This window comes from Gordonia sp. GN26 (assembly GCF_054823965.1).
This window is the reverse complement of sequence record NZ_JSYC01000007.1, coordinates 14,808-39,482: the sequence shown is the minus strand read 5'-3', so window position 1 is coordinate 39,482 and position 24,675 is coordinate 14,808. Positions and strand designations below refer to the sequence as shown.

The following is a 24,675-nucleotide window of genomic DNA, read 5'->3' as shown; positions in this document are numbered from 1 at the left end:
CCGGCGGTACGATTGCCGGGTCCCCTTCGGCGCGGGTCCTCCCAACGCGAGGGGTCATTTCATGCCCGGTAGGGAATCCGTACGCCGTCAGGAGCAACACACACGTGACGTCCGCCGAACCCTCCACCAGCACCACCAACGCGGGAACCGCCGCTCCCAACCTCGGATCGCTCCGTGCGTGGCAGCGACGCGCGCTGACCAAGTACCTCACGCGCAAGCCGAAGGACTTCCTCGCGGTCGCGACGCCCGGCGCAGGCAAGACGACGTTCGGCCTGCGTGTCGCCCGCGAACTGCTCGACGACCGCACCGTCGAACAGATCACCGTCGTGGCGCCCACCGAACACCTCAAGCACCAGTGGGCCGAGGCCGCCGCACGCGTGGGCATCGCCCTGGACTCGCACTTCTCCAACTCGACCGGTCAGACGAGCTCGGACTACAACGGCGTCGTCCTCACCTATGCGCAGGTCGCCGCGCACCCGACCAAGCACCGCGTCCGCACCGAGAACCGGCGCACCCTCGTGATCCTCGACGAGATCCACCACGGCGGTGACGCCAAGTCGTGGGGTGACGCGATCCGCGAGGCCTTCGACGATGCCGAACGCCGCCTGCTGCTCACCGGTACGCCCTTCCGCTCCGACGACTCGCCGATCCCGTTCGTCGTCTACGAGGCCGAGGCCGGCGGACACCAGCGATCCAAGGCCGACCACACCTACGGCTACGCCGACGCCCTCAAGGACGGCGTCGTCCGCCCGGTCGTGTTCCTGGCGTACTCCGGTGAGGCGAGCTGGCGGACCAGCGCCGGCGAGGAGTTCACCGCGCGACTCGGCGAGCCGCTGTCGGCCGAACACACCGCTCGCGCCTGGCGCACCGCCCTCGACCCGCACGGCGACTGGATTCCGGCGGTCCTCACCGCCGCGCACACCCGACTCGGTCAGCTGCGTGCCAGCGGGATGCCCGATGCCGGTGGCCTGGTCATCGCGACCGACCAGTCGACCGCCCGCGACTACGCCGAACTGCTCACCGCCATCACCGGCAAGCAGCCGACCCTCGTCCTCTCCGACGACCCCAAGTCCTCCTCACGGATCGCCGAGTTCTCCGCGTCGAAAGACGAGTGGATGATCGCGGTGCGCATGGTGTCCGAGGGCGTCGACGTGCCGCGGCTCGCGGTCGGCGTCTACGCCACCAGCTCGTCGACCCCGCTGTTCTTCGCGCAGGCGATCGGTCGCTTCGTGCGATCGCGGCGCCCCGGCGAGACCGCCAGCGTGTTCCTGCCGTCGGTCCCCGTGCTCCTCGACCTCGCCAGTCAGATGGAGGCCCAGCGCGACCACGTCCTCGGCAAGCCGCATCGCGAGAGCGACGGTCTCGACGACCAGCTGCTCATCGACGCGAACAAGCAGAAGGACGAGCCGGGGGAGGACGAGCCGGCATTCCAGTCGCTGCACGCCGACGCCGAACTCGACCAGGTCATCTTCGACGGCGCGTCGTTCGGCACCGCCACCTTCGCCGGCAGCGACGAGGAGTCCGACTATCTCGGCCTGCCGGGGCTGCTCGACGCCGATCAGGTGCGAGCGCTGCTGCAGAAGCGCCAGGCCGAGCAGGTCGTCGCCCGGTCCACCCCGGCGGCCGAGTCCAAACCCGAGACACCGGATCCCGGTCGTGCGCCGGGCACCACGGGGGAGAACCTCCACGCGCTGCGCAAGGAACTCAACACCCTGGTCGCCATGCACCACCACCGCACCGGAAAGCCCCACGGCATGGTGCACAACGAGCTCCGCACCCGGCTGGGTGGTCCGCCGACGGCGATGGCCACCGCCGAGCAGCTGAAGGAACGCATCGCCGCGCTGCGGACGTGGCGCTGACCGGACCCGGACACGAGAGAACCCGGCCGGATGATCCGGCCGGGTTCTTCGTCGTCTGTGGCTCGCCCGTCAGGCCATGACGAGTGTCAGACCAGCTCGCCCTCGGCCTCGACCACGGTGGCGCTGAGCTCCACCAGTCGGGCTTCGTGCTCGTTGAAGTGATGACGGCAGAAGAGAAGCTCGCCGCCCTTGGGCAGGACGGCTCGTACCTTGGCTGCGGCACCGCAACGATCACAACGATCGGCGGCGGTGAGCGGTAGGTAGATCGGGGCTGTGGTGGTGGCGATGTCAGTCATAGTTCCTCCGTCCCGGTCCGGCGCCGGTGTCCGGACGCCTTCCCTTCGAGCCGACACATCCGGGCGATGCGTCAACCTCACTCTGTCAGACGCTCGGCGGCTTCGTATTGTTCCGGCAGGTGCTATCGGTGTGTCGTCACTCACCGTTTACCTCGGGCAACAATCCGACAACGTCTCCCGAAATCAGCCATCCGGGGTCGGCGGCTGATCAGCGGACGCGTCTGACTCCACGGTACCGATCACACCGCGACCGGGCCGCCCGAGAACCCGTGGCGTGGACAACACTTGACGGAGCTCGGGTGCGTCGGGCTTGATGTGCGAATGGCGGCACCCGGATCTCCCGTTCTGACCCATCTCATCCCGGCCTCGGACTGGGCCGAGGCGCGCCATGGGACACACATCCGGCCGCCGTCGCTCGACGAGGTCGGGTTCGTGCATCTGTCGACCCCGCAGCAGGTCCACCTGCCGGCCAACCGACTGTTCGCCGGCCGTCACGACATCCTGCTCCTCGTCCTGGACCCGGCGCGTCTCGGTGCCGAGGTGCGCTGGGAGCCGGGAGTGCCGACCGACCCGGATTCGATGCTCTTCCCGCACCTGTACGGGCCGCTGCCCGTCGACGCGGTCGTCGACATCCAGGAGCTACGACCAGGCCCTGACAACGCCTTCGCCCCCGTTGCCGGGTGACGGCAACGGGGGCGAAGGGGAGTGCGTGTGACTAGTCCAGGTAATCCCGGAGAACCTGCGACCGCGACGGGTGGCGCAGCTTCGACATCGTCTTGGACTCGATCTGGCGGATGCGCTCTCGCGTGACGCCGTAGACCTGACCGATCTCGTCGAGCGTGCGGGGCTGGCCGTCGGTGAGACCGAACCGCAGACGGACGACGCCCGCCTCGCGCTCGGACAGCGTCTCGAGGACCGACTGCAGCTGATCCTGCAGGAGGGTGAAGCTCACCGCGTCGACCGCGACGACTGCTTCGGAGTCCTCGATGAAGTCGCCGAGCTGGCTGTCGCCCTCGTCGCCGATGGTCTGGTCGAGTGAGATGGGCTCCCGGGCGTACTGCTGGATCTCCAGCACCTTCTCGGGGGTGATGTCCATCTCCTTGGCGAGTTCCTCGGGAGTCGGCTCGCGGCCGAGGTCCTGGAGGAGCTCACGCTGGATACGGCCCAGCTTGTTGATGACCTCGACCATGTGCACCGGGATACGGATGGTGCGGGCCTGGTCGGCCATCGCGCGGGTGATCGCCTGGCGAATCCACCACGTGGCGTAGGTCGAGAACTTGTAACCCTTTGTGTAGTCGAACTTCTCGACCGCGCGGATCAGACCGAGGTTGCCCTCCTGGATGAGATCCAGGAACGCCATGCCGCGGCCGGTGTAGCGCTTGGCGAGCGAGACGACCAGACGGAGGTTGGCCTCGAGCAGATGGTTCTTCGCACGGTTGCCGTCGCGGGAGATCCAATTCAGGTCGCGCTTCTGCGCGGTGCTGATCTTCTCGCCGGAGGCCATCATGCGACGAAGACGCTCGGTGGCGAAGAGGCCGGCCTCGATGCGCTTGGCGAGCTCGACCTCTTCCTCGGCATTGAGGAGGGCGACCTTGCCGATCTGCTTGAGGTAGGCGCGGACGCTGTCGGCCGAAGCGGTGAGCTCGGCGTCCTTGCGGGCCTGGCGGAGTGCCTCGGACTCTTCTTCGTCCCAGACGAAGTCGCCGGACTTGGCGGCGGCGTCGGTCTTGGTCGATTCCTTGGCCGCGGTCTTGGCGCCGGTAGGAGTCGCTTCGGCTTCCTCGGAGTCGTCCTCGTCGTCGGAGTCCTCGTCCTCGTCGTCGACCTCGATGTCGTCGATCTCCACGTCCTCGAGTTCGCCGTCGGCGACGTCGATGTCGTCGATCGAGTTCGGGTCCTCGGGCTCGGCGTCGGTGTCGCCGACACCCTCGGCGGAGGTGGCCTTCTTGGCTGCCTTCTTGGGGGCTGCCTTCTTGGTGGCCTTCTTCGCTGCTGCCTTCTTGGCGGGCGCTTTCTTGGCCGCGGTCTTCTTCGCAGCCTTCTTGGCGGTCCGCTTGGCCGGGGTTTCGGTCGAGGCGCTGGTCGACTGGGTTTCGTCGGCCTCGGCGTCCCCCTGGCGGGTCTTGATGGCTGCCACGTACAACCTTTCGAACTTCTCTTCTGCGGAGTCTTTGTCGGGTCTCGTGAGACGTGACACGGCAGCACGAGCCGCCGTGGACAAGGGCTTGGTTTATCGGTTCAGATGACCGGTGACGACCATTGTAACGACATCGGCTCGCCCGATGTGACAAAGCCCTGGTCAATCCAGGCGCGGCCTAGGTTTTGATGCCTTGTGAGACCGCCATCGCCGCGCCGACGATACCGGCGGTGTTCTGCAGCGTGGCGGGCACGACCGGGGTCTTGTTGGTGAGCAGCGGAATCCACTTGTCGGCCTTGCGGCTGATGCCGCCGCCGGCGATGAACAGCTTGGGCCAGAACAGCGCCTCGTAGGCCTTGAGGACGTCGGAGACCTTCTCGGTCCATTTCTCGTAGGACCAGTCCTTCTCCTCCTTGACCCGCGAGGACGCCTGATGCTCGGCCTCCTTCTTGCCGACCTGCATGTGACCCAGCTCGGTGTTGGGCACGAGGATGCCGTTGATGAGGATCGCCGAGCCGATGCCGGTGCCGAATGTCAGCAACATCACCACGCCGTCCACGCCCTTGCCCGCGCCGTAGGCGTCCTCGGCCATCCCGGCCGCGTCGGCGTCGTTGAGCACCGAGACCGCGCGACCTCCCAGGTGGCGGCTGAACAGCTCGTAGACGTCGGTGCCGATCCACGCCTTGTCGATGTTCGCCGCGGTCCGCATGATGCCGTCGGTGACCACACCCGGGAGGGTGATGCCGACCGGACCCGCCCAGTCGAAGTGGGCGACGACCTCGGCGACGGCGGCCGCGACCGCCTCCGGGGTGGCGGGCTGCGGTGTGAGCACCTTGAATCGATCGCCGACGAGTTCGCCGGTGTCGAGATCGACGATGCCGCCCTTGATCCCGGAGCCGCCGACGTCGACGCCGAATCCCAGATTCGTCGGGGTCGGTGAGCTGTCGGTGGCGGGCGTGTCGGTCATGGCGGAGTCCCCTTCCGGGCCGGCGGTGATCGACATCAGGCTATCGGCGCCCGCCGCCGCCCGCGCGGCATCCCTCCAGATGCGTTGCTTCACCTCACCGGTGAGCGGTCGCGGTCGCCGATGTGCTGACATGGAACACGTGGATCAGACAATTCCGGTGGACGAACTGGCCGCCATCGCGGTGGACGTGGCGCAGGAGGCGGCCGCGCACGTGCGACGCCGCCGCCCCGAATTGTTCGGTGCGACAACGCAGCCGACGGATTCGACGGTCAATCCCGTCTCGACCAAGTCGACGGAAACCGATCCGGTCACCGTCGCCGACACCGAGACCGAACGCCTCATCCGTCAGCTGCTGCACGAGGCACGGCCCGCCGACGAGGTCCTGGGGGAGGAGCACGGCGGGAGTCGTGCCGTCCCGTCCGGCGTGCGCTGGGTGGTCGACCCCATCGACGGCACGGTCAATTTCATGTACGGCGTCCCCGCCTACGCCGTGTCGCTGGCGGCGCAGGTCGACGGCCGCTCGGTGGCGGGCGTCGTCGTCGACGTGGCGCGTGAGGTCGTCTACGGGGCCACCCAGGGCGGCGGTGCCTGGGTCGCCGACGGTGACGGACCGCGTGTGCCGCTGCGCTGCAATCCCGTCGACCGCGCGGAACTCGCGCTCGTGGCAACGGGTTTCGGTTACGCCGCCGACCGTCGGCGAGCACAGGGTCGGATCGTCGCGGAGCTGCTCCCGAAGGTGCGCGACATCCGACGGATCGGTGCCGCGGCCCTCGACCTGTGCATGGTGGCCTCCGGTGCGGTCGACGCCCATTACGAACACGGCCTGAGTCCCTGGGACTGGGCTGCGGGCGGACTCATCGCCGCCGAGGCGGGTGCGGTCGTGGTGACCCCGCCGCCGGACTCGCGGGCGGACGAGGGGCACATCACGGTGGCCGTCGCGCCGGGTATCGCCGACGAGTTCCTGGGACTGCTCGACGGGCTGGGGGCGCGGGAACCGCTGGTCTAGAAGGCACTCAGCACGGCGCCGAGTGGACCGCCTTCACCAGTGCGGGATCGGCGCCGGTCTCGGGGTTCGTGGGATCGGCCGATCGCAGCGCCTCGAGTGCCGCCTGTGCGTCCTGGGAGAGCTCACCACCCGAGTGGTAGGTGCCGAGTGCGACGTCGACCGCGGTGCCCCGGCGTCCGTCGTCGACGAGCTGCGCGCACGGGAACACCAGCCAGGCGGCTGCGGCGGAGGCACGGCCCGCGGGACCGAACCGGATCTGCGCGACGCAGTCGAGATCCCGGTTGACGTAGACGGGATCATCGGCGAACGGGGTGTCGGTGGCCGGGGTGAAGCCCTGTGTGGCGAGGTCCTCGGACACCGACCGGGCCGCGCCCCGTTCCTCGGATGCGTTGAGGACACGGACCTGGAAGGTCGACAGCGCGGCGGGCGCGACCTCCAGCATCTCGTCGCGGGGGACCGGGGAGAGGGCCGGCGGCTCCGCCGGCTCCGGTGCGCCGGCCTCGGTGGCGGTCGCCGGGGACGGTTGATTGCAGGCGGTGGGGACCGATTCGCTGTCGTCGCTGCCGAGCACGACCGCCCAGACGATCACGCCGAGGACCATGAGGACCACCACCGTGATGATCGCCGGGGCATACCGGCGGCGCGGGTACGGGCGGCCCTGTTCGTCGGTCGGGTAGCCGGTCGTAATCTTCGAGACCACCGTGGAACGACTCCTCACTGGGCGAACTTCGCGAGCGGTTGTGACTTCACCGGGAACGACGCCCCGCGCGATCTCCGCAACACTCTAGAGGGTCGACCGCGTCGCGGGCGCGAGCCTCGCCGCCGGTGCCGTGTCGTGACCACGCCGACGGGCCCGACCTGCGTCAAACGCCAGATTTCGGACAAGTTCGCGTTGCCACATTGACGATTGACTGGACGTGGTCTATTCTTCGGGCGCCCGCGCTTCCAGACTCGGGGTGCAGCCGAAATCGAACCGTGACCGAAGTCACGCAATACGACGGATTCTCGGGAACGAATTGTGCTCGAGCCGGTGTTGTAGTGACCCCACCGGCTAGACAATCCCGGCGGAGTCGTGCGCACCACCCCTGGGTGACGGCCACAAGCCGGAACCGAGAGCGCCCCCTCACACTCTCAACAAGTAAGGCACACAATGGCTACTGATTACGACGCGCCACGACGCACCGAGGCCGAGGACCTCAACGAAGACTCGCTCGAGGAGCTGAAGGCCCGTCGGAGCGAGGCGCAGTCCGCAGCCGTCGACGTCGACGAGACCGAGACCGCGGAGTCCTTCGAACTGCCCGGTGCCGACCTCTCCGGTGAAGAACTGTCGGTCCGGGTCATCCCGAAGCAGGCCGACGAATTCACTTGTACCAGCTGCTTTCTCGTCTACCACCGCAGCCGGTTGGCCGAGGAGAACGGCAACTCGCTGATCTGCGTCGACTGCGCATGAGGTCTGCGGGTCACCCGCGGATGCGCACGACGAATCCCTGACGCACGGGTAACCGACGGGCAGGGCGTGACGAAGAAGGGGCCGCGCCATCAGGCGCGGCCCCTTCGTCTGTCTCCGTTGGTGCCCCCGGTGCCGTCAGGCGGTCGCCGCCGGGCGGTCCGCTGCGGCATCCGGGATGTCGAGGGCCGCCAGCAGCTCGCCCGGTCGTCGGGTGGACACCAGCCAGTAGGGGGTCGGGTCGTCGGGATCGTCGAGGACGATGAGGACCATGGTCTTCACCCAGAAGCGGTGCACCAGGTACGCGGCGGGGTCGAGTTGCCGGCCGAGCGCGGCGCTCTTGGCCGTCGCCGGGATCGACGCGCCGCGGGCGACGACGGACCGGGGCAGCAGCGCGCGATGCGCCTGCAGTTCGCGGTCGGCGGTCACCCGGACTCGGGTGCGGCTCATCGACCACAGCACCAGCACGCAGAGGATCGCGGTGACGACGTAACCGATCACGCTCCACCGGCTGCCGTGGGCGGACAACTGGATCTCGTAGCCCACCACGCCGGTCAGGACGGCGGCGGCCGGCCACCACCACCACGGCACGTGCAGACGCTCGTCGAAGAGGTCCGCGGATCCGGAGTCGCGGCGCGTCGCCGGAGTCCCCGACGTGCCGCCGGTGTTGTCAGGCGATTGAGGTGCGGTCACGTTGACCAGCGTAGTCTGCGTGCGTGACCCCAGATCTCCCCCCTCTGCCGCCCATCGCGGTACGTCGACTCGATCCCGATCTGCCGTTGCCCACCCGAGCTCATCCCGGGGATGCGGGTGTGGACCTGTGCTCGACGATCGACCTGGAACTGCCCGCGGGACGCCGTCAGCTGGTCGGCACCGGGATCGCCATCGCGCTGCCGTTCGGCACCGTGGGCCTGATCCATCCGCGCTCCGGGCTGGCCGCCCGCGCCGGACTGTCCATCGTCAACACGCCCGGCACGGTCGACGCGGGATATCGCGGGGAGATCAAGGTCTGCCTGATCAATCTCGATCCCGAACAGTCCATCACCATCTCGCGCGGCGACCGGATCGCACAGCTGATCGTGCAGCGCGTCGAACTGCCCGACTTCGTCGAGGTCGACGAGCTCGACGACACCAGCCGCGGCGACGGCGGATACGGGTCCAGCGGCGGCCACGCGATCCTGGGCTGAGCACGACACGCCGGGCGTCGTCTGCCCCCGCGTCGATTAATCTTCAACACGAATGCGGATCAACGAGGAGTAGGCGATGACGAATAACGGTTCGGACGAACTGCGGGTCGGACAAGCACTGGGCCCCTACGACATCGACGCCCTCGCGACGGAGATCAGCGAGCTGGAGAACTCCCACCTCGACCTCGGCTCGGTGCTCGTGCCGGTGGTCGAGGGCGGGCAGGTGACCGTCGAGATGTCGGAGACCCACCAGCCCCAGAACGTCTACCTGGTCACCCCGATCGGCCGGATCTCGGTGAGTGCCTTCGCGGCACCCAAATCGCCGGGGATGTGGCGTGAGGTGGTCCGCGAACTGGCCGAGTCACTGCGCGACGGTGGCGCCTCGACCAGCATCGAGGACGGCCACTGGGGCCGCGAGGTCGTGGCCGAGGTCGAAGGCGGTACCCACCGCTTCATCGGCGTCGACGGCCCCCGCTGGCTGGTGCGCTGTGTCGGGAGTGGACCGTCGGAGAGCGCCGAGGACCTCGCACGCCTGAGTCGGGCCGTGCTGGCCGAGACCGTCGTACGTCGCGGATCCGAGCCGCACCCGCCGCGCGAACCCCTCCCGATCGTGCTGCCGCCGGTGCTCGCCGATCAGGTCGCCGCCGCGCAGCAGCAGATCTTCGCCGAGGGGGAGGCAGGGGCACCGGCCGAGGCGCCCACCCCCGAGGTCCCGACCGCCGACGATCCGGAAGGGGTCGCCGGGGGAGCGCTGGACCAGGTGGCACACGCCACCGTCTACGGCGAGAACTCCTACACCGAGGCTCCGGCCGAGGGCGGGCCGGGCGAACACGACACGTCGGTCGCCGCCGACCCGGCCCCCGAGGACGACGCGCCGCTGCCGCCGTCGTCGGGCTCGGCGATGCAGCGCTTCTTCCGTCGTCGCTGACCCGGTGACGGCGCCTTACCGCCGCGACAGGCGTGTGTACGCGTCGACGCAGCTCTCGCCGAGCAAACCGGGGTCACGGCCCCATCCTTCGAGGGTGACCTCGACCAGCGCCGACAGCGGAGCCGCTTCCTGCCATGCGCCGGCAACGGCGATGGGGTGGATCGGGTCGTCGGGCGCCGCGACGAGGGCCAGCGGCACCGTGAGCCCGGCGATCTGGGCAGGTGTCGGGGCGCAGTAGCGTGCCGCGTCGCGCAGCTGGCCGATGACCTCGGGATACAGCCTGCGCCAGGATCGGGAGAGTTCTTCGGCCAGCCAGTCCGGACTGCTCGCCGCCATCTCGGCGACCGTCGTCTCCAGGCCGTTCTGTTCCATCGCGTCGGCAGTGGCCCGCGCGCTGGCCGCGGCGAGCGCGGAGTCGGCGTCGCCGCTCCAGGCCGGCAGCGCCGCGAACACCCCTGCACAGCGTCCGCGACTGTCGGCGAGGGCCCACTCGAGGGCGATCGCGGCGCCGATCGACACTCCGCCGACCAGAACCCGGTCGTGTTCGGCCGCAGCGCGCTCGAGACCCCGACGGTGTCCGTCGACCAGCTCCGACGTCGGCTCGAGCGCCACCAGCTCCACACCGAGCGTGGCGGCCGCGTGACCGAAGGCACGTGTGACGTGGTCGGCATCCGAGCCGGTCCCGGGAATCACCACCAGCGCGGTGGCCGTTCGTGTTTGCGGACTGTCCACGACGGGCATCAATTGTTCATCCGGATGCGGGGCACCCAGAGATCATCCCTTAGGGTGTCCCGGGACCGCGGGTGCGCCCCGGTCATCCACGTTGTCACCGGCGGGTGCCGGGTCTACGCTGGCGGACAGCCACCGATCATTCGTTCGGTGGCCCCGGACGCTGCGGCGGAAGCCCCGGTGCCCGGCTGAAATCCATTGGGAGGTTGGGATGCCCACAGCTGGTTATCTCAAGCGACTGACCCGCCGACTCACCGAAGATCTCGGGGATGTCGACGCGGAACGAATCGCCGAGGAGTCGAAGGCGACGGGCGCACAACGCGCGTCGGAATGCACCCGCGGCGAGGAGGTCACCATGCACGGCGAGTTGCGTGCGGTGGAGACCTGTTCACGCTCGGCCAAGGCCGGGGTCAAGGCAGAGTTCTTCGACGGCTCCGACATCGTCATGTTGAAGTGGCTGGGCCGCAATCGCATCGCCGGTATCGAACCCGGCCGGAAGGTGACCGTGCGGGGCCGACTCGCCCTACAGGACGGTCACAAGGTGATCTTCAACCCCTATTACGAGCTGCAGGGCAGCGACGACGAGTGACACCCACGAGTGACACCGGAAGGTCGGACGACGAGTCGGCCGACCAGGACGTCGAACAGAGCCCTGGCCCCGAGCCGACCCCCACCGTGCTGGACCAGATCGGCGGCGTGTCCGGTCTGATCTACTCGACGGTCCCGGTCGTCGTGTTCGTGCCGGTCAACTCGTTCTTCGGCCTCACGGCCGCCATCATCGCCGCGCTCACCGCCGCGGCCCTCGTCTTCGTTGTTCGGCTCGTCCGCCGCGAGGGACTCACCCCGGCGATCTCCGGCCTTCTCGGCGTGGCCATCTGCGTCTTCATCGCCAACCGGGTGGGGGACGCCAAGGGATACTTCCTCTTCGGCATCTGGACCACCCTCGCCTACGCCATCGCGTTCGTGATCTCCATCGTCGTGCGCTGGCCGCTGATCGGCGTCGCCTGGCACCTCGTGAACGGGCAGGGGACCGCCTGGCGTAAACACCGTCGGACGTTGCGCGCCTACGACATCGCCACCGCCCTGTGGGCCCTGGTGTTCGCGGCGCGGTATCTCGCCCAGTCGGAGCTCTACGACCTCGGTGCCACCGGCTGGCTCGCCTTCACACGGATCGCGATGGGCTGGCCGCTGACCGCCCTGGCCGTGCTCGCCACGGTCCTGCTCGTCCGCCGCGCGGTGCGTGAGGAAGAGGCCGTCGGCGCCTGATTCTCAGCGGGTGATCTTCATGGCGTCGTAGAGGGCCGGTTCGGCCTCCGACGGGGCGATGAAGATCAGCTCGTCGCCGCCCTCGATCGGGTCGTCGCTCTGCGGCACGATGACACGCCCGCCCCGCAGGATCGTGACCAGGGCCACGTCGCGCGGCAGTTCGAGCTTGCGTACCGGCTTGCCTGCCATCGGTGTGTTCGACGGCAGGGTGAGCTCTACCAGGTTCGCCTGCCCCTGACGAAAGGTCATGAGGCGGACCAGGTCACCCACCGACACCGCCTCCTCGACGAGGGAGGCCAGCAGACGCGGCGTCGACACCGCGACATCGACGCCCCAGTCCTCGCCGAAGAGCCATTCGTTACGGGGGTCGTTGACCCGCGCGACGACGCGGTTGATCGCGAACTCGGTCTTGGCCAACAGGCTCACGACCAGGTTGGCCTTGTCGTCGCCGGTCGCCGCGACCATCACGTCGAAGGTCTGCAACTGTGCGTCTTCGAGTTTCGCGAGTTCGCAGGCATCGGCGAGGATCCATTTCGCGCCCGTCACCGAGTCGGGATCGATGTGGTCGGCCTTGCGCTCGAAGAGTGTGACGTCGTGCGAGTTGACCAGGAGTTCGCGGGCGATCGAGCGCCCGACCGCGCCGGCTCCGGCGATGGCGACCTTCACAGGATGACTCCTCGGTGTTCGGGGCTCTGGGCGTGCGGCTTCGGGGTGTTCAGGACTCGGCCTGGGTGAACGGTTCCGCGGCGGCGCGGCGGGCGTTGACCAGGTTGTCGAGCAGCACCGCACCGTAGATCACGTCGTCCTGCTGGAGAACGGTCTTGGCCTCCGGCAGGACCGGCCGCCCGACCCGGTTGAGGAATGCGACCCGCGCCCCGGTCTGTTCCTGGAACTTGCCGACCGACACCCCGATCCACGACTCGTCGACGTCGATCTCGGCGACCGCGAGGGTGCCCGACGGGTCACGCCACTCCGTGGTCGCGGTCTCGCCGAGCGCGGAGACGAAACGTTCCGTCGTCCACGGCACGGTGGCGACGGTCGGGATACCCAGCCGCTCGTACACCTCGGCGCGCTTGGCGTCGTAGATGCGGGCGACGACGCGCTCGACGTCGAAGGTCTCCCGGGCGACACGGGCGGCGATGATGTTGGAGTTGTCGCCGGACGAGACCGCGGCGAAGGCGTCGGCGTGCTCGATCCCGGACTTGACGAGGATGTCCCGGTCGAAGCCCACACCGGTGATCGTGCGGCCCGCGAAGTCGGCGGACAGCCGGGCGAACGCGGACGGGTCCCGGTCGATGATCGCGACGTCGTGTCCGCGTTTCTGCATCGCCATCGCGAGCGACGATCCGACCCGCCCGCAACCCATGATGACTACCTGCACGACATTCCTCTCCTGACGCGACCTGCGTGCCGCGAGTCGAACCTACCCGCCACGACGCGGACGCTCTAGGGTTGCCTGGTGTCCACCGTCTCCAAGGTGTCCGTTGCGACGAAGCGCCTCCTGCTCGGCAGGCCCTTCCGCAGCGACAAGCTGGGCCACACTCTGCTCCCCAAACGGATCGCCCTCCCGGTCTTCGCCTCCGACGCCATGAGCTCGGTGGCGTATGCGCCCCAGGAGATCTTCCTGGTCCTGTCGGTGGCCGGTATCACCGCGCTCGCCTTCACCCCGTGGGTCGCCGTCGCCGTCGCGGTGGTCCTCGCGGTGGTGGTCGCGAGCTATCGGCAGAACGTGCACGCATATCCGTCGGGTGGTGGCGATTACGAGGTCGCCACGGTCAACCTGGGACCCAACGCCGGCCTGACGGTCGGCAGCGCGCTCCTCGTCGACTACGTGCTGACGGTCGCGGTGTCGGTGACCTCGGCGGCGGAGAACATCGGTTCGGCCGTCCCGTTCGTCAGCGAACACAAGGTCTGGTTCTGCGTCGGCGCCATCGTGCTCATCGCCGCGGTGAACCTGCGCGGTATCAAGGAATCCGGTGCGCTGCTGGCTATCCCGACCTACGCCTTCATCGTCGGTGTGCTGGGCATGCTCGTGTGGGGGTTCACCGAGATCTTCGTGTTCGGCGAGGAGATCCGCTCGGAGACCGCCGACTTCGGTATCGCCGCCGAACAGGACAACCTCACCGGCCTGGCGCTGGTCTTCCTCGTCGCCCGCTCGTTCTCCTCGGGCTGCGCGGCGCTGACCGGGGTCGAGGCCATCAGCAACGGTGTTCCCGCGTTCCGGAAACCCAAGTCACGCAACGCCGCGACCACCCTGCTGATGCTCGGCGCGTTCTCGATCACCCTGCTCCTGGGCATCGTTCTGCTCGCGCAGGAGATCGGCGCCAAGTACGTGATGAACCCGGCGACGGACCTCGTCGGCGCCCCCGAGGGCTACCAGCAGAAGGCGATGATCGCGCAGCTCGCCCACGCGGTCTTCGACGCGTTCCCGGCCGGTTTCTTCTTCGTCGCGATCGTGACCGCGCTGATCCTGTTGCTGGCCGCCAACACCGCGTTCAACGGTTTCCCGGTGCTGGGATCGGTGCTGGCGCAGGATCGCTACCTGCCGCGGCAGTTGCACACACGTGGCGACCGACTCGCGTTCTCCAACGGCATCCTGTTCCTGGCGGCCGCGGCCATCATCTTCGTCGTCGCATTCGACGCCCAGGTCACCTCGCTCATCCAGCTCTACATCGTCGGCGTGTTCGTCTCATTCACCCTGAGCCAGACCGGCATGGTGCGGCACTGGACGCGCCTGCTGCGCACCGAGTCCGACCCCAGCGCACGCCGCCGGATGATGCAGTCGCGGGTGGTGAACTCGGTCGGGCTGGTCATGACCGCGACGGTCCTGGTGGTGGTGCTGATCACGAAGTTCACCGCGGGAGCGTGGATCGCGGTGCTGGCGATGGTCGCGCTCTTCGTGGTGATGAAGCTGATCCATCACCACTACGCCTCGGTGCAGCGCGAACTCGACGAGGCCGAGGCCGACGACGAGGGGGTGCTCCCGAGCCGGACCCATTCGATCGTGCTGGTGTCGAGTCTGCACATGGCCTCGCGTCGTGCCCTGCGCTATGCGCGGGCGACGAGACCGGACGTCCTCGAGGCGATCACCGTCAACGTCGACGACCGCGACACCCGGAAGCTGGTGTCCCAGTGGGAGGCCAGCGACATCACGATCCCGCTCAAGGTCATCGCCTCCCCGTACCGCGAGATCACCCGCCCGGTCATCGAATACGTGCGACGTGTCCGCCGGGAGTCCCCGCGCGACGTGGTGACGGTGTTCATCCCCGAATACGTCGTCGGACACTGGTGGGAGCAGATCCTGCACAACCAGTCCGCGCTGCGGCTCAAGGGACGTCTGCTGTTCGAGCCCGGGGTGATGGTGACCTCGGTGCCCTGGCAGCTCACGTCGTCGGACCGCCGCAAGGAGACCAAGAGGTACTGGGCGCCGGGCGAGACCCGCCGCGCCCTGGGCGAATCGGAGCGCACACTGTGACACCCCCGGCAACGACGCGGCGCGTCGAGGTCACCGTCGATCGTCCCGCCAACGGTGGGGAGGCGGTCGGACGTGCCGACGGCCGGGTCCTGTTCGTGCGCGGTGCGATTCCCGGCGAGCGCGTGGTCGCCGAGATCACCGACGACCGCCACGACTCGTACTGGCGTGCCGACGCCGTCGAGATCCTCGACGAGTCCCCGCACCGGGTTCCGGTGGTGTGCCCGGCGGCGGCCGGGGGAGCGGGATGCTGCGACCTAGGGCACATCGAGCCAGTCCCCGCGCGCGAACTGAAGAAGGCCGTGCTGCTCGATGTCCTGAGCCGGGTCGGCCACCTCGACGAGGAGACGATCGCCGGCACCGACCTCGCGACGCGCGGGGTCGACCGCCTGCCCGGCGCCGACACGGGCTGGCGCATCCGGACCCGGCTGGCCGTCGACGGACGAGGGCGCGCCGGGCAGCACGCCTTCCGCGGTTCCGCGGTGATCCACGACATCTGCGTGCAGCCGGCGCCGGGGATGGTCGACGACCTCGTCGGCCGCAGCTTCACCCCGCACGCCGAACTGGCCGTGGTCCTCGACTCCGACGGCGCCCGCCACATCACCGAGCTCGCACCCGTTGCCGAGGTCCGGCACGGCGATGCCCGCCGCCAGGCACAGAAGAACCGCCGACGCCGCTCCCGACCCCGCGCACAGGTGGTCGTCGAGGGGGCCGAGTCCGCGGTCCATCGCGTCGGGAACCGGTCGTGGGACATCCCGGTGACCGGGTTCTGGCAGGCGCACCGCGCCGCGCCGCAGACCTACGCCGACACCGTCGTGGGCTTCGTCGGCGACCACCTCGGAGCCGGTCCGCGGGTCGCGTGGGACCTCTACGGCGGCGCCGGGGTGTTCGCCGGCGCACTGCTCGACCACTACGGGACGGGCCTCGAGGAGGTTCACATCGTCGACTCCGACGCGGGCGCGCTGGCGGCCGCGACGCGCACCTTCGACGCCGACGGCGATCGCGTGGTCACCCATCAGGGAGAGGTGGCCGCCCGCGTGCACGACCTCGGAGAGGCGCCCGACGTCGTCGTCCTCGATCCGCCGCGCACCGGCGCCGGCGAGCGGGTCATCGACGCGATCGCCGCCGCGAAACCGGCCGCGGTGGTGCACGTCGGCTGTGATGCCGCCCGTTTCGCACGTGATCTCGGTCTCTTCACCCGCGCCGGATATCGCGTGGCCCAGGTGCGTGGCTTCGACGCTTTCCCGCTCACGCACCATGTCGAGGCCATCGCGTGCCTCGTTCCGGCCTGAACCACACCCGCCGAGTGAGGTCGTCGGCCATCCGCCGGGCATGGTCGTACCGAATGCTTCCGTAGACTGACGGGTTATGAGCCGGGGGTTTTCTCCCGGAAATGTGAACCGGGTTCCCCGGGGCGTCACGTGATGGAGGAAACGATGGTTGTGCTCGACCGGATCAACTCGCCGGCCGATCTGCGGTCTCTGTCGGAAGCCGAGATGGAGACGCTCGCCTCCGAGATCCGGACGTTCCTGATCGAGAAGGTGGCGGCGACCGGCGGTCATCTCGGCCCCAATCTCGGTGTGGTCGAACTGACCCTCGGAATCCACCGTGTATTCGACTCGCCCCACGATCCGATCCTCTTCGACACCGGCCACCAGTGCTATGTCCACAAGATCGTGACCGGCCGCAAAGGCGGCTTCGACCACCTGCGCCAGCGCGGCGGCCTCACCGGCTACCAGGAGCGCGCCGAATCCGAACACGACTGGGTCGAGTCCTCGCACGCCTCGGCGGCCCTGTCCTACGCCGACGGACTGGCCAAGTCCTTCGAGCTGACCGGCCAGAAGGACCGCACCGTGGTCGCGGTGGTCGGCGACGGCGCCCTCACCGGCGGCATGTGCTGGGAGGCGATCAACAACATCGCCGCCTGCAACCGGCCCGTGGTCATCGTCGTCAACGACAACGGCCGGTCGTACGCCCCGACCATCGGCGGCCTCGCCAGCCACCTGTCCGGTCTGCGTCTGCAGCCCGGCTACGAGAAGTTCCTCGACGAGAGCCGGCGCGTCGTCAAGCAGATGCCCGTGGTCGGCGAACCCGCCTACGCGGTCCTGCACGGCATGAAGAGCGGTCTCAAGGATCTGCTGGCACCCCAGGCGATGTTCACCGACCTCGGGCTCAAATACGTCGGCCCCGTCGACGGCCACGACATCAACGCCGTCGAGTCGGCCCTGCGGCACGCCCGCGACTTCGGCGGACCGGTCATCGTGCACACCGTCACGCGCAAGGGCATGGGGTACGCCCACGCCGAGAATCACGTCGCGGACCTGATGCACGCCACCGGCATCATCGACCCCGTGACCGGGCGGCCCACCAGCGTCGCACCGCAGGACTGGACCAAGGTCTTCTCGGCTGCGCTGCTCGACGCCGGCGCCAACCGCCCGGATGTCGTCGCGATCACCGCGGCCATGCCCGGCCCCACGGGACTCACGCCGTTCGGCGAGCGCTACCCGGACCGCATGTTCGACGTCGGCATCGCCGAACAGCATGCGATGACCTCGGCGGCCGGCCTCGCACTCGGCGGCCTGCACCCGGTCGTCGCCATCTACTCGACGTTCCTCAACCGCGCCTTCGACCAGCTCCTGATGGACGTCGCACTGCTGAAGCAGCCGGTGACCCTCGTCCTGGACCGGTCTGGCATCACCGGCCCCGACGGCCCCAGTCACCACGGCATGTGGGACCTGTCGCTCATGGCGATGGTCCCCGGTCTCCGGGTCGCCGCGCCGCGCGACGCGGTCCGGTTGCGCGAGGAGTTCGACGAGGCGCTCGGCATCGACGACGGTCCGACCGCCCTGCGTTTCTCCAAAGGTGCTGTGCCCGAGGACATCCGTGCGGTCGAACGACTCGACGACGGGGTCGACGTGCTGCACCGCGGCGATCGCGACCTCGGCCCGGTGTCCGGTGACGTGCTCATCGTCGCGGTCGGCGCCTTCTGCAGCCTCGCAGTCGACACCGCCGAACGCCTCGCGCAGCAGGGCATCGACGCCACCGTCGTCGACCCGCGCTGGGTGCTGCCGGTGCCGACCTCGGTGGTCGAGGTCGCGCGTCGTCACCGCCTGGTCGTCACCCTCGAGGACGGCTGCGTCAGCGGCGGCGTGGGATCGGCTGTCGCCGGGGCGCTCTCGGCGGCCGAGGTACCGGTCCCGGTGCAGATCAAGGGAATTCCGCAGGCGTTCATCGAACATGCCTCGCGCGGAGAGATTCTCGGCGACCTCGGCCTGACCGCGCAGGATCTCGCCCGTTCGATCACCGCGACGGTGTCGGGGATGCAGGCCGGTCCGGCACTGGAACGCCACATCGAGAATCCCGCGGATCCCGCGCAGAGTCGCGCCGAGGACTGACGCCGGAGGGTCGGCGCCCGATGGTAGGCGCCGACCCGTTCGAGCTCAGCGCAGGTTCGCCAGGTTCGAGATCGACTTGTGCACGTCGGATTCCAGGACCTTGGCGACGAGGCGCCCGACGGGTCCGTTGAGCAGGCCGCCGGAGATGTCGGCGGACAGATCGAAGTGCGAGCCGTCGACGATCTCGTCGACCTTCATCGCGAGGTCGATGTTGATCCCTCCGCGGCCCGTGCCGGACAGTGCGATCATCCGCGGCTCGTCGTAATCGGTGACGGTCCAGTGGATGACGTTGCGGAACCCCTTCACCTTGATCAACGACGAGACCTTCGTCCCCTCGGTGATCGTGTCGGGGACCGGGGAATTCCACCCGCCGAAGATCGTCATCCACTCGTCGAATCGCGAGAGGTTGCTGGCGAGTGCCCAGGCCGCGCCCGGGTCGAGGTCCGAGTCGATGCCGACGGAGACTGTGGCCACTGAGTGCTCCATTCCGTGTGGTCGTGCCTGTTGCGAGGTCGTGCCTGTCGGAAGGTCTCTTACCCAACTCGGAGCGGGGCTAGTCCGACGGTGTGGTGTCGGTCGTCTCGGTCCCGACCTCGCCCAGCGCCTCGGTCAACGCGTCCACGGTGAGCCGCCGCTGCCACGGACGGGCCCCGGCGGCGGTGAGGTGGGCGTCCACGGCCTCGGCGGTCACCGGTTCGGCCAGCCCATCCCAGCACAGCTGGCGGACGACGTCCGGGGCGAGGAGGTTCTCCACGGGGAGGTTGTGGCTCTCGGCGACCTCTTTGAGCGCGGGGCGGACCTTCTGCATCCGCGCCGCGGCCTCCGGGTTGCGCTGTTCCCAACGGCTCACCGGGGGTAATCCGGGGCCGTTGGTCTTGCGTGCCGGCAGTTCGCTGTCGGGGAGCTCGCGGGCCCGCTGCAGAGCGCTCAGCCAGATGCCGGCCTGCCGACGCTGGCGGGGACCGCCGAAGATCGGCAGGCGGGTCAGTTCGTTGTTCGATTTCGGGTCGACGGTCGCGGCGTTGACGATCGCGGTGTCGGGCAGTACACGGCCCGGGGCGACATCCCGGCGTTCCGCCAGTTCCTCACGCGCCGTCCACAATTCGCGGACGGCGGCCAGGGCACGAGCGGACTTCACGGTGTGGATGTTGGAGGTCTTGCGCCAGCGGTCGGTGCGCGGCGGGGCCGGCGGGCGCGACAGGACGTAGGCGAACTCCTCGCGGGCCCAGCCGTCCTTGCCGGACTCGGCCAGTGCCGCGTCCATCGCGTCCCGGAGTTCGACGAGCACCTCGACGTCGAGCGCGGCGTAGTTCAGCCAGTCGTCGGGGAGCGGCCGCCGTGACCAGTCCGCCGCGCCGTGACCCTTGAGTAGGCCGAGGCCGAGGAACTGGGCGACCATCGCGGCGAGGTTCACCTTCGCCAGGCCGAGCAGGCGCCCGGCGAGCTCGGTGTCGTACAACTCGACGCATTCGAAGCCGAGTTCGCGCAGGCAGGGGAGATCCTGGTCGGCGGCGTGCAGCACCCATTCGGGCCCGCGCAGTGCGTCGATCACGGGAGCGAGCGCCTCGGGATCGGCGATCGGGTCGAGCAGAAAGCTGCCGGAGCCGCGTCGTTTGATCTGGATCAGGTAGGCACGCTGGGAGTAGCGGTAGCCCGAGGCGCGCTCGGTGTCGACGGCGATGGGGCCCTCGCCGGCCGCGAGCGCCTGCGCGGCGTCGGCGAACTCCGCAGCGGTCGACAACACCGGCGGGACACCCCCGGCGGGGGTCAGCAGCGGCTCGACCTCGGGGGCCTCGTCCTCGGGGGCGTTGTTCTCGGACGTGTTCTCGGGTGGTGTGTCCACGGTGCTCACGTCGGGCCGAGTTGGGTCACGCCTGCCGGCGGGAGACCGGCAGCCGACGCCAGCACCTCACAGAACGCCTCGAGATGGCCGTTGAGGCCCTCGGCGGTCAGTGCGGTCCACGACGCCCGGACCTCGAGCTGGTGGGCGCGCGGGGGTCCGGCGATGTCGCCGTAGCGCACCGACGTCGTCGACGTGACGGTACCGCCCAGTGCGGTCACCTCGATGCGGTGTGCGGTGCCGTTGGGGGAGGCGGGGGTGCTGCTCTCGCCGACCGGCACGCCGAGGGCGTCGGACAGCCAGCTCCACGCGACCTCGGGCAGCAGTGGATCCATCGCCAGGGCGGCCTCGACCTCGGCCTGCAGGTAGGCGACGAGGCGGATCGTCCCGTTCCAGGCGTCCTGGCCGGCCGGGTCGTACAGCAGGATGAGTCGTCCGAACGCGGTGCCCTGAGAATCGGTGGGGACGACGTCGGGGTCGTCCGGCGGGCGCACCTCGGCGCCGACCGCATAGCTGTACGGCGCGAGCCGCTGCGGCGGGCGGATGGGTCCGACCTCGATCTCACGGCGGACGCGGGCAGCATGCAGCGACTCCACCGCCGCGCGGAAATCAGCAGGCTCGTCCGGAGCTCCCGAGGAAGTCACCGTTCGACCGTAGGTGTGTCGTGCCTGGCAGCGGCGGAGGCGCGCCGAGTCACCGGCCCCAGAAATGGGGACGCAGACCCGGAAGTGTCGAACCGGGCAGGCCGGGGCAGGTCAGATCGCCGAACATGGCAGAGTAAGCGGTGATGTCGAACGTAACTGGTACCCGGGTCCATCGGTCGCACCTGCCGCTCGTCGCCGCGGCCACGGGTGGGACCCCGTCACGCCGTCCGGTGTGGTTCATGCGGCAGGCGGGCCGTTCGCTGCCCGAGTACCGCGCGATCCGTGCGAACCACGGCATGCTCGAATCCTGCTTCGACGCCGAACTGGTGTGTGAGATCACCATGCAGCCGGTGCGCCGGCACGACGTCGACGCCGCGATCCTGTTCTCCGACATCGTCGTCCCGCTCAAGGCCGCGGGTATCGACCTCGACATCGTCGCAGGCACCGGTCCGGTGATCGCCGAACCCGTGCGGTCGGCCGACGCCGTCTCCCGCATCCCGCGCCTCGAACCCGCCTCGGTCGGCGCGATCTCCCACGCCATCGAACTGCTGCTCGCCGAACTCGGCGACACCGCGCTGATCGGTTTCGCCGGCGCGCCGTTCACCCTCGCGTCGTACCTCATCGAGGGCGGGCCGAGCCGCAACTACGAACGCACCAAGGCGATGATGCACGGCGACCCGGAGACCTGGGCCGAGCTGATGGCCCGCCTGGCCGACATCACCATCGCCTTCCTGAAGGTCCAGCTCGATGCCGGTGTCGACGCCGTCCAGCTGTTCGACTCCTGGGCCGGCATGCTCTCCGCTGCCGACTACCAGCGTTTCGTGGCACCGCACAGCGCCCGCGTCCTCGCCGAGGTCGCCGGGTACGGCGTCCCGCGCATCCACTTCGGCGTGGGCACCGGTGAACTGCTGGCACCCATGGCCCATGTCGGGGCCGACGTCATCGGCGTCGACTGGCGGGTGCCGCTCGACGAGGCCGTCCGCCGCGTCGGACCGGGCAAGGCCGTCCAGGGCAACCTCGACCCGACCCTGCTCTTCGCGGGACCCGAGGTCGTCGACACCGAGATCCGCCGCGTGGTCGCCGACGGCGACCGGGCGATCGCGGCCGGCGCCATCGGCCACATCTTCAACCTCGGTCACGGGGTCCTGCCGGGCACCGACCCGGACGTCCTCACCCGCGCCGTCGAGCTCATCCACAGCCTCTGATGGCACCTCGGCTCCGGATCGCGGTCGTCGGCGGAGGTGTCTCCGGCCTGACAGCCGCGTACCGGCTGCGTGGCGCGCTCGGCGCCGACGCGCAGATCGACGTGCTCGAAGCCGGCGAACGGCTCGGGGGTGTCCTGCACACCGCGACGGTCGGCGGCCAGTCCGTCGACGTGGGGGCCGAGGCGTTCATCGTCCGACGACCCGAAGCGCTGGGCCTGGTCAACGAGCTCGGCCTGGGGGACCGGGTCGTGTCACCGACCGGCCGACGCCCGTCCGTGTGGTCCGGAGGCGGCCTGCACCCACTGCCGGCCCCGGCGCTCATGGGTATCCCCGCGACCCCCGAGGCGGTCGCCGAGGTCGTCGACCCCGCCGACCTGGAACGTCTCCGCACCGAGACGCAGCGTCCCTGGCATTGGGACCCGTCCGCGGACCCGACGGTCGGGGACCTCGTCGCCGACCGTTTCGGCGCGTCGGTGGTCGCCCGCAGCGTCGACCCCATGCTTGGCGGTGTCTACTCGAGCCTCGCCGGCGACATCGGGCTGCGTGAGGCGCTCCCCGCGCTCGCGGCACGACTCGATTCCGGTGCTCCCAACCTGACCGCGGCCGTTTCCGGACTGGTCGCCGACGCCACCGGCACGGGACCTGTGTTCGGCACCCTCGTCGGTGGCTACCGGGTGCTGCTCGACGCACTCCGGTCCGCTGCCGCCGTCGAACCCGAGCTCGGCGCGTATGTCCGCGGTCTGGCGCCGACCGCAGGCGGCTGGTCGCTGGACGTCGCCGGCGATGCCCGCGACTACGACGGCGTCATCTTGGCCATCCCGGCTTGGCAGGCCGGGGACCTCTTGCGCGCGTCGCAGCCCGATTTCGCCGCCCCGCTGCGCACGGTCCGCGGCGCGTCGTCGGTGGTGGTGTCGATCGCGTTGGCCCCCGGAACCCGGGTGCCCGACCACTCCGGCGTGCTCGTCGGGACGGGGGAGAACCTGCGCGCCAAGGCATTCACGCTCAGCTCGCAGAAGTGGGGACATCTCTCGCACGACGACGCGCCGGTCTCGGTGCGTGCGTCGTTCGGCCGGTTCGGCGCACCGGTTCCCGACGCGGACTTCGAACCCGGCGTCGATGACCGGCTGACCCGGGAGGCGCTGGAGGATCTCGACGAGGTGTGCCGGGCCGCCGGCGTGGCACCCGCGTCGCCTAACGTCGTGGACACCTACGTGCAGCGCTGGACCAACGGGCTGCCGGTCTACGGCTCCGGACATCTCGCCACGATGGCGCAGGTGGCCGCGTCCCGGCCTCGTCGGCTCGCACTCGCCGGGTCGTCGTATGCGGGGGTCGGTGTCCCGGCCTGCATCGGCCAGGCCGGACGCGCCGTATCGGCTCTGCTGACCGACCTGACCTGACTGTTCGTGCCACCGGAGGCGGTGGCAACATGTCAGTCATGGCCCGCTTGGATTACGCAGAACTCAACTCCACGATCCGCTACCTGATGTTCTCGGTGTTCGCCGTCCGCCCCGGCGAGCTCGGCACCGACCGGGACGAGGCCAAGTCGGATGCCGCAGACTTCTTCAAGTCCCTCGAGGACACCGGCGTCGTGGTCCGCGGCGTGTACGACGTCTCGGGTCTCCGCGCAGACGCCGATTTCATGATCTGGTGGCATGCCGCCGACGTCGAGTCCATCCAGGCCGCCTACGCGAAGTTCCGTCGCGAGACCGTCCTCGGCCGCGCCTGCAATCCGGTGTGGAGCAATGTGGCGCTGCACCGGCCCGCAGAGTTCAACAAGAGCCACATCCCGGCGTTCCTCGCCGGCGAGGAAGCGGGCAACTACATCTGCGTGTACCCGTTCGTGCGGTCTTATGAGTGGTACCTGCTGCCCGACGAAGAGCGTCGCAAGATGCTCGCCGACCACGGCAAGGCCGCCCGCGAGTACAAGGATGTCCGCGCCAACACGGTGTCGTCGTTCGCCCTCGGTGACTACGAGTGGCTGCTGGCCTTCGAGGCACCGGAGCTACATCGCATCGTCGACCTGATGCGCGATCTGCGTGCCACCGAGGCGCGGATGCACGTCCGCGAGGAGACACCGTTCTTCACCGGACCGCGCGTCGAGGTCCCGGCGCTCATCGACGCGCTTCCCTGATCCCAGAACATCCCTCCAGGGGCATCCGCGGCCATCGCGGGTGCCCCTGTCCTGTTCGGTCCATCGGATGAAAACCGGGCCGATTCGCTGCGTAGCAGCACGTCAGGGCGGAACGTGAGCTTCGTCTCACTTGAGGCGACGCAACATCCTGACTCGACGTGGAGGA

25 protein-coding genes are annotated in these 24,675 nt (G+C 69.3%); 14 read left to right on the top strand and 11 right to left on the bottom strand.

The window, feature by feature from the left end; translation table 11 throughout:
• Positions 1 to 104 precede the first annotated feature (104 nt).
• The gene (locus OK17_RS01655) at positions 105 to 1,859 is read left to right on the top strand and encodes a DEAD/DEAH box helicase (protein ID WP_232719437.1); all 1,755 of its coding nucleotides are present in this window, start codon (positions 105 to 107) and stop codon (positions 1,857 to 1,859) included.
• 86 nt (positions 1,860 to 1,945) lie between these two features.
• Here the strand turns inward: OK17_RS01655 and OK17_RS01650 are convergent, their stop codons facing one another.
• Entirely contained in the window at positions 1,946 to 2,155 is a 210-nt protein-coding gene (locus OK17_RS01650) for a DUF7455 domain-containing protein (protein WP_005197291.1), read from the bottom strand.
• A gap of 321 nt (positions 2,156 to 2,476) precedes the next feature.
• On the opposite strand from OK17_RS01650, the gene OK17_RS01645 reads away from it, so the two are divergent.
• The gene (locus tag OK17_RS01645; RefSeq protein WP_461416489.1) at positions 2,477 to 2,839 is read left to right on the top strand and encodes a DUF952 domain-containing protein; all 363 of its coding nucleotides are present in this window, start codon (positions 2,477 to 2,479) and stop codon (positions 2,837 to 2,839) included.
• Positions 2,840 to 2,870: 31 nt separating this feature from the next.
• On the opposite strand, the gene OK17_RS01640 is transcribed toward OK17_RS01645, so the two are convergent.
• Together OK17_RS01640 and ppgK are read right to left on the bottom strand one after the other, a co-directional pair.
• Positions 2,871 to 4,352: an RNA polymerase sigma factor gene (locus OK17_RS01640; protein WP_308196040.1), complete on the bottom strand. Its 1,482-nt coding sequence runs from the start codon at positions 4,350 to 4,352 to the stop codon at positions 2,871 to 2,873.
• A gap of 118 nt (positions 4,353 to 4,470) precedes the next feature.
• Positions 4,471 to 5,259 carry a polyphosphate--glucose phosphotransferase gene (ppgK, locus tag OK17_RS01635; RefSeq protein ID WP_461416488.1) on the bottom strand — a complete coding sequence of 263 codons (789 nt, stop codon included), beginning with the start codon at positions 5,257 to 5,259 and terminating at the stop codon, positions 4,471 to 4,473.
• Positions 5,260 to 5,389: 130 nt separating this feature from the next.
• On the opposite strand from ppgK, the gene OK17_RS01630 reads away from it, so the two are divergent.
• Positions 5,390 to 6,265, top strand: a complete 876-nt coding sequence (locus tag OK17_RS01630) for an inositol monophosphatase family protein (RefSeq protein WP_461416487.1) — start codon at positions 5,390 to 5,392, stop codon at positions 6,263 to 6,265.
• A gap of 7 nt (positions 6,266 to 6,272) precedes the next feature.
• Here OK17_RS01630 and cei read toward each other — a convergent pair whose 3' ends face one another.
• On the bottom strand, positions 6,273 to 6,965 hold the full coding sequence (gene cei, locus OK17_RS01625) for an envelope integrity protein Cei (RefSeq protein WP_461416486.1): 693 nt from the start codon (positions 6,963 to 6,965) through the stop codon (positions 6,273 to 6,275).
• A 450-nt stretch (positions 6,966 to 7,415) separates the two neighbouring features.
• Between cei and OK17_RS01620 the strand changes: the two genes are divergently transcribed.
• Positions 7,416 to 7,715, top strand: a complete 300-nt coding sequence (locus OK17_RS01620; protein ID WP_006866420.1) for a DUF4193 domain-containing protein — start codon at positions 7,416 to 7,418, stop codon at positions 7,713 to 7,715.
• A gap of 135 nt (positions 7,716 to 7,850) precedes the next feature.
• Here the strand turns inward: OK17_RS01620 and OK17_RS01615 are convergent, their stop codons facing one another.
• On the bottom strand, positions 7,851 to 8,405 hold the full coding sequence (locus tag OK17_RS01615) for a DUF3093 domain-containing protein (RefSeq protein WP_232719431.1): 555 nt from the start codon (positions 8,403 to 8,405) through the stop codon (positions 7,851 to 7,853).
• A gap of 23 nt (positions 8,406 to 8,428) precedes the next feature.
• Here OK17_RS01615 and dut point away from each other — a divergent pair, with 23 nt between their 5' ends.
• Entirely contained in the window at positions 8,429 to 8,899 is a 471-nt protein-coding gene (gene dut / locus OK17_RS01610) for a dUTP diphosphatase (protein ID WP_461416485.1), read from the top strand.
• Between the two features lie 76 nt (positions 8,900 to 8,975).
• A complete protein-coding gene (locus tag OK17_RS01605; RefSeq protein ID WP_461416484.1) occupies positions 8,976 to 9,827 on the top strand; it encodes a DUF3710 domain-containing protein in 852 nt (283 codons plus the stop codon).
• Positions 9,828 to 9,842: 15 nt separating this feature from the next.
• Here OK17_RS01605 and OK17_RS01600 read toward each other — a convergent pair whose 3' ends face one another.
• Positions 9,843 to 10,568, bottom strand: coding sequence for an alpha/beta hydrolase (locus OK17_RS01600; protein WP_461416483.1), 726 nt, complete (start codon positions 10,566 to 10,568; stop codon positions 9,843 to 9,845).
• 199 nt (positions 10,569 to 10,767) lie between these two features.
• Between OK17_RS01600 and OK17_RS01595 the strand changes: the two genes are divergently transcribed.
• Together OK17_RS01595 and OK17_RS01590 are read left to right on the top strand one after the other, a co-directional pair.
• Positions 10,768 to 11,145 carry an OB-fold nucleic acid binding domain-containing protein gene (locus OK17_RS01595; RefSeq protein ID WP_461416482.1) on the top strand — a complete coding sequence of 126 codons (378 nt, stop codon included), beginning with the start codon at positions 10,768 to 10,770 and terminating at the stop codon, positions 11,143 to 11,145.
• Positions 11,142 to 11,822 (top strand): DUF3159 domain-containing protein, encoded by a 681-nt coding sequence (locus OK17_RS01590; protein WP_461416481.1) that lies wholly within the window; start codon positions 11,142 to 11,144, stop codon positions 11,820 to 11,822. Before OK17_RS01595 ends, OK17_RS01590 begins: the two co-directional genes overlap by 4 nt.
• Positions 11,823 to 11,825: 3 nt before the next feature.
• Here the strand turns inward: OK17_RS01590 and OK17_RS01585 are convergent, their stop codons facing one another.
• Positions 11,826 to 12,488, bottom strand: a complete 663-nt coding sequence (locus OK17_RS01585) for a potassium channel family protein (RefSeq protein ID WP_232719425.1) — start codon at positions 12,486 to 12,488, stop codon at positions 11,826 to 11,828.
• Between the two features lie 49 nt (positions 12,489 to 12,537).
• Positions 12,538 to 13,203: a potassium channel family protein gene (locus OK17_RS01580; RefSeq protein WP_461416480.1), complete on the bottom strand. Its 666-nt coding sequence runs from the start codon at positions 13,201 to 13,203 to the stop codon at positions 12,538 to 12,540.
• A gap of 78 nt (positions 13,204 to 13,281) precedes the next feature.
• On the opposite strand from OK17_RS01580, the gene OK17_RS01575 reads away from it, so the two are divergent.
• The 3 genes from OK17_RS01575 to dxs all read left to right on the top strand — a co-directional run bounded on the left by OK17_RS01575 (position 13,282) and on the right by dxs (position 18,689).
• Complete coding sequence (locus tag OK17_RS01575) at positions 13,282 to 15,297, top strand: APC family permease (protein WP_232719423.1); 2,016 nt, start codon at positions 13,282 to 13,284, stop codon at positions 15,295 to 15,297.
• Positions 15,294 to 16,586, top strand: a complete 1,293-nt coding sequence (locus OK17_RS01570) for a class I SAM-dependent RNA methyltransferase (protein ID WP_461416479.1) — start codon at positions 15,294 to 15,296, stop codon at positions 16,584 to 16,586. The genes OK17_RS01575 and OK17_RS01570 overlap by 4 nt, the downstream gene beginning before the upstream one ends.
• 144 nt (positions 16,587 to 16,730) lie before the next feature.
• Positions 16,731 to 18,689: a 1-deoxy-D-xylulose-5-phosphate synthase gene (dxs, locus tag OK17_RS01565; protein ID WP_461416478.1), complete on the top strand. Its 1,959-nt coding sequence runs from the start codon at positions 16,731 to 16,733 to the stop codon at positions 18,687 to 18,689.
• Positions 18,690 to 18,734: 45 nt separating this feature from the next.
• On the opposite strand, the gene OK17_RS01560 is transcribed toward dxs, so the two are convergent.
• The 3 genes from OK17_RS01560 to OK17_RS01550 form a co-directional block, all read right to left on the bottom strand.
• On the bottom strand, positions 18,735 to 19,163 hold the full coding sequence (locus tag OK17_RS01560; protein WP_461416477.1) for a type II toxin-antitoxin system Rv0910 family toxin: 429 nt from the start codon (positions 19,161 to 19,163) through the stop codon (positions 18,735 to 18,737).
• 79 nt (positions 19,164 to 19,242) lie between these two features.
• Positions 19,243 to 20,532: an HRDC domain-containing protein gene (locus OK17_RS01555; RefSeq protein WP_461416476.1), complete on the bottom strand. Its 1,290-nt coding sequence runs from the start codon at positions 20,530 to 20,532 to the stop codon at positions 19,243 to 19,245.
• 5 nt (positions 20,533 to 20,537) lie between these two features.
• On the bottom strand, positions 20,538 to 21,173 hold the full coding sequence (locus OK17_RS01550; RefSeq protein ID WP_232719418.1) for a DUF3000 domain-containing protein: 636 nt from the start codon (positions 21,171 to 21,173) through the stop codon (positions 20,538 to 20,540).
• Positions 21,174 to 21,316: 143 nt separating this feature from the next.
• Here OK17_RS01550 and hemE point away from each other — a divergent pair, with 143 nt between their 5' ends.
• Genes hemE through hemQ form a run of 3 tightly spaced genes read left to right on the top strand, consistent with a single transcriptional unit; the run spans position 21,317 to position 24,509 of the window.
• Entirely contained in the window at positions 21,317 to 22,378 is a 1,062-nt protein-coding gene (gene hemE, locus OK17_RS01545; RefSeq protein WP_461416475.1) for a uroporphyrinogen decarboxylase, read from the top strand.
• On the top strand, positions 22,378 to 23,775 hold the full coding sequence (locus OK17_RS01540) for an FAD-dependent oxidoreductase (protein ID WP_461416474.1): 1,398 nt from the start codon (positions 22,378 to 22,380) through the stop codon (positions 23,773 to 23,775). The genes hemE and OK17_RS01540 overlap by 1 nt, the downstream gene beginning before the upstream one ends.
• Before the next feature lie 38 nt (positions 23,776 to 23,813).
• Positions 23,814 to 24,509 (top strand): hydrogen peroxide-dependent heme synthase, encoded by a 696-nt coding sequence (gene hemQ, locus OK17_RS01535; RefSeq protein ID WP_461416473.1) that lies wholly within the window; start codon positions 23,814 to 23,816, stop codon positions 24,507 to 24,509.
• Positions 24,510 to 24,675: the final 166 nt, after the last annotated feature.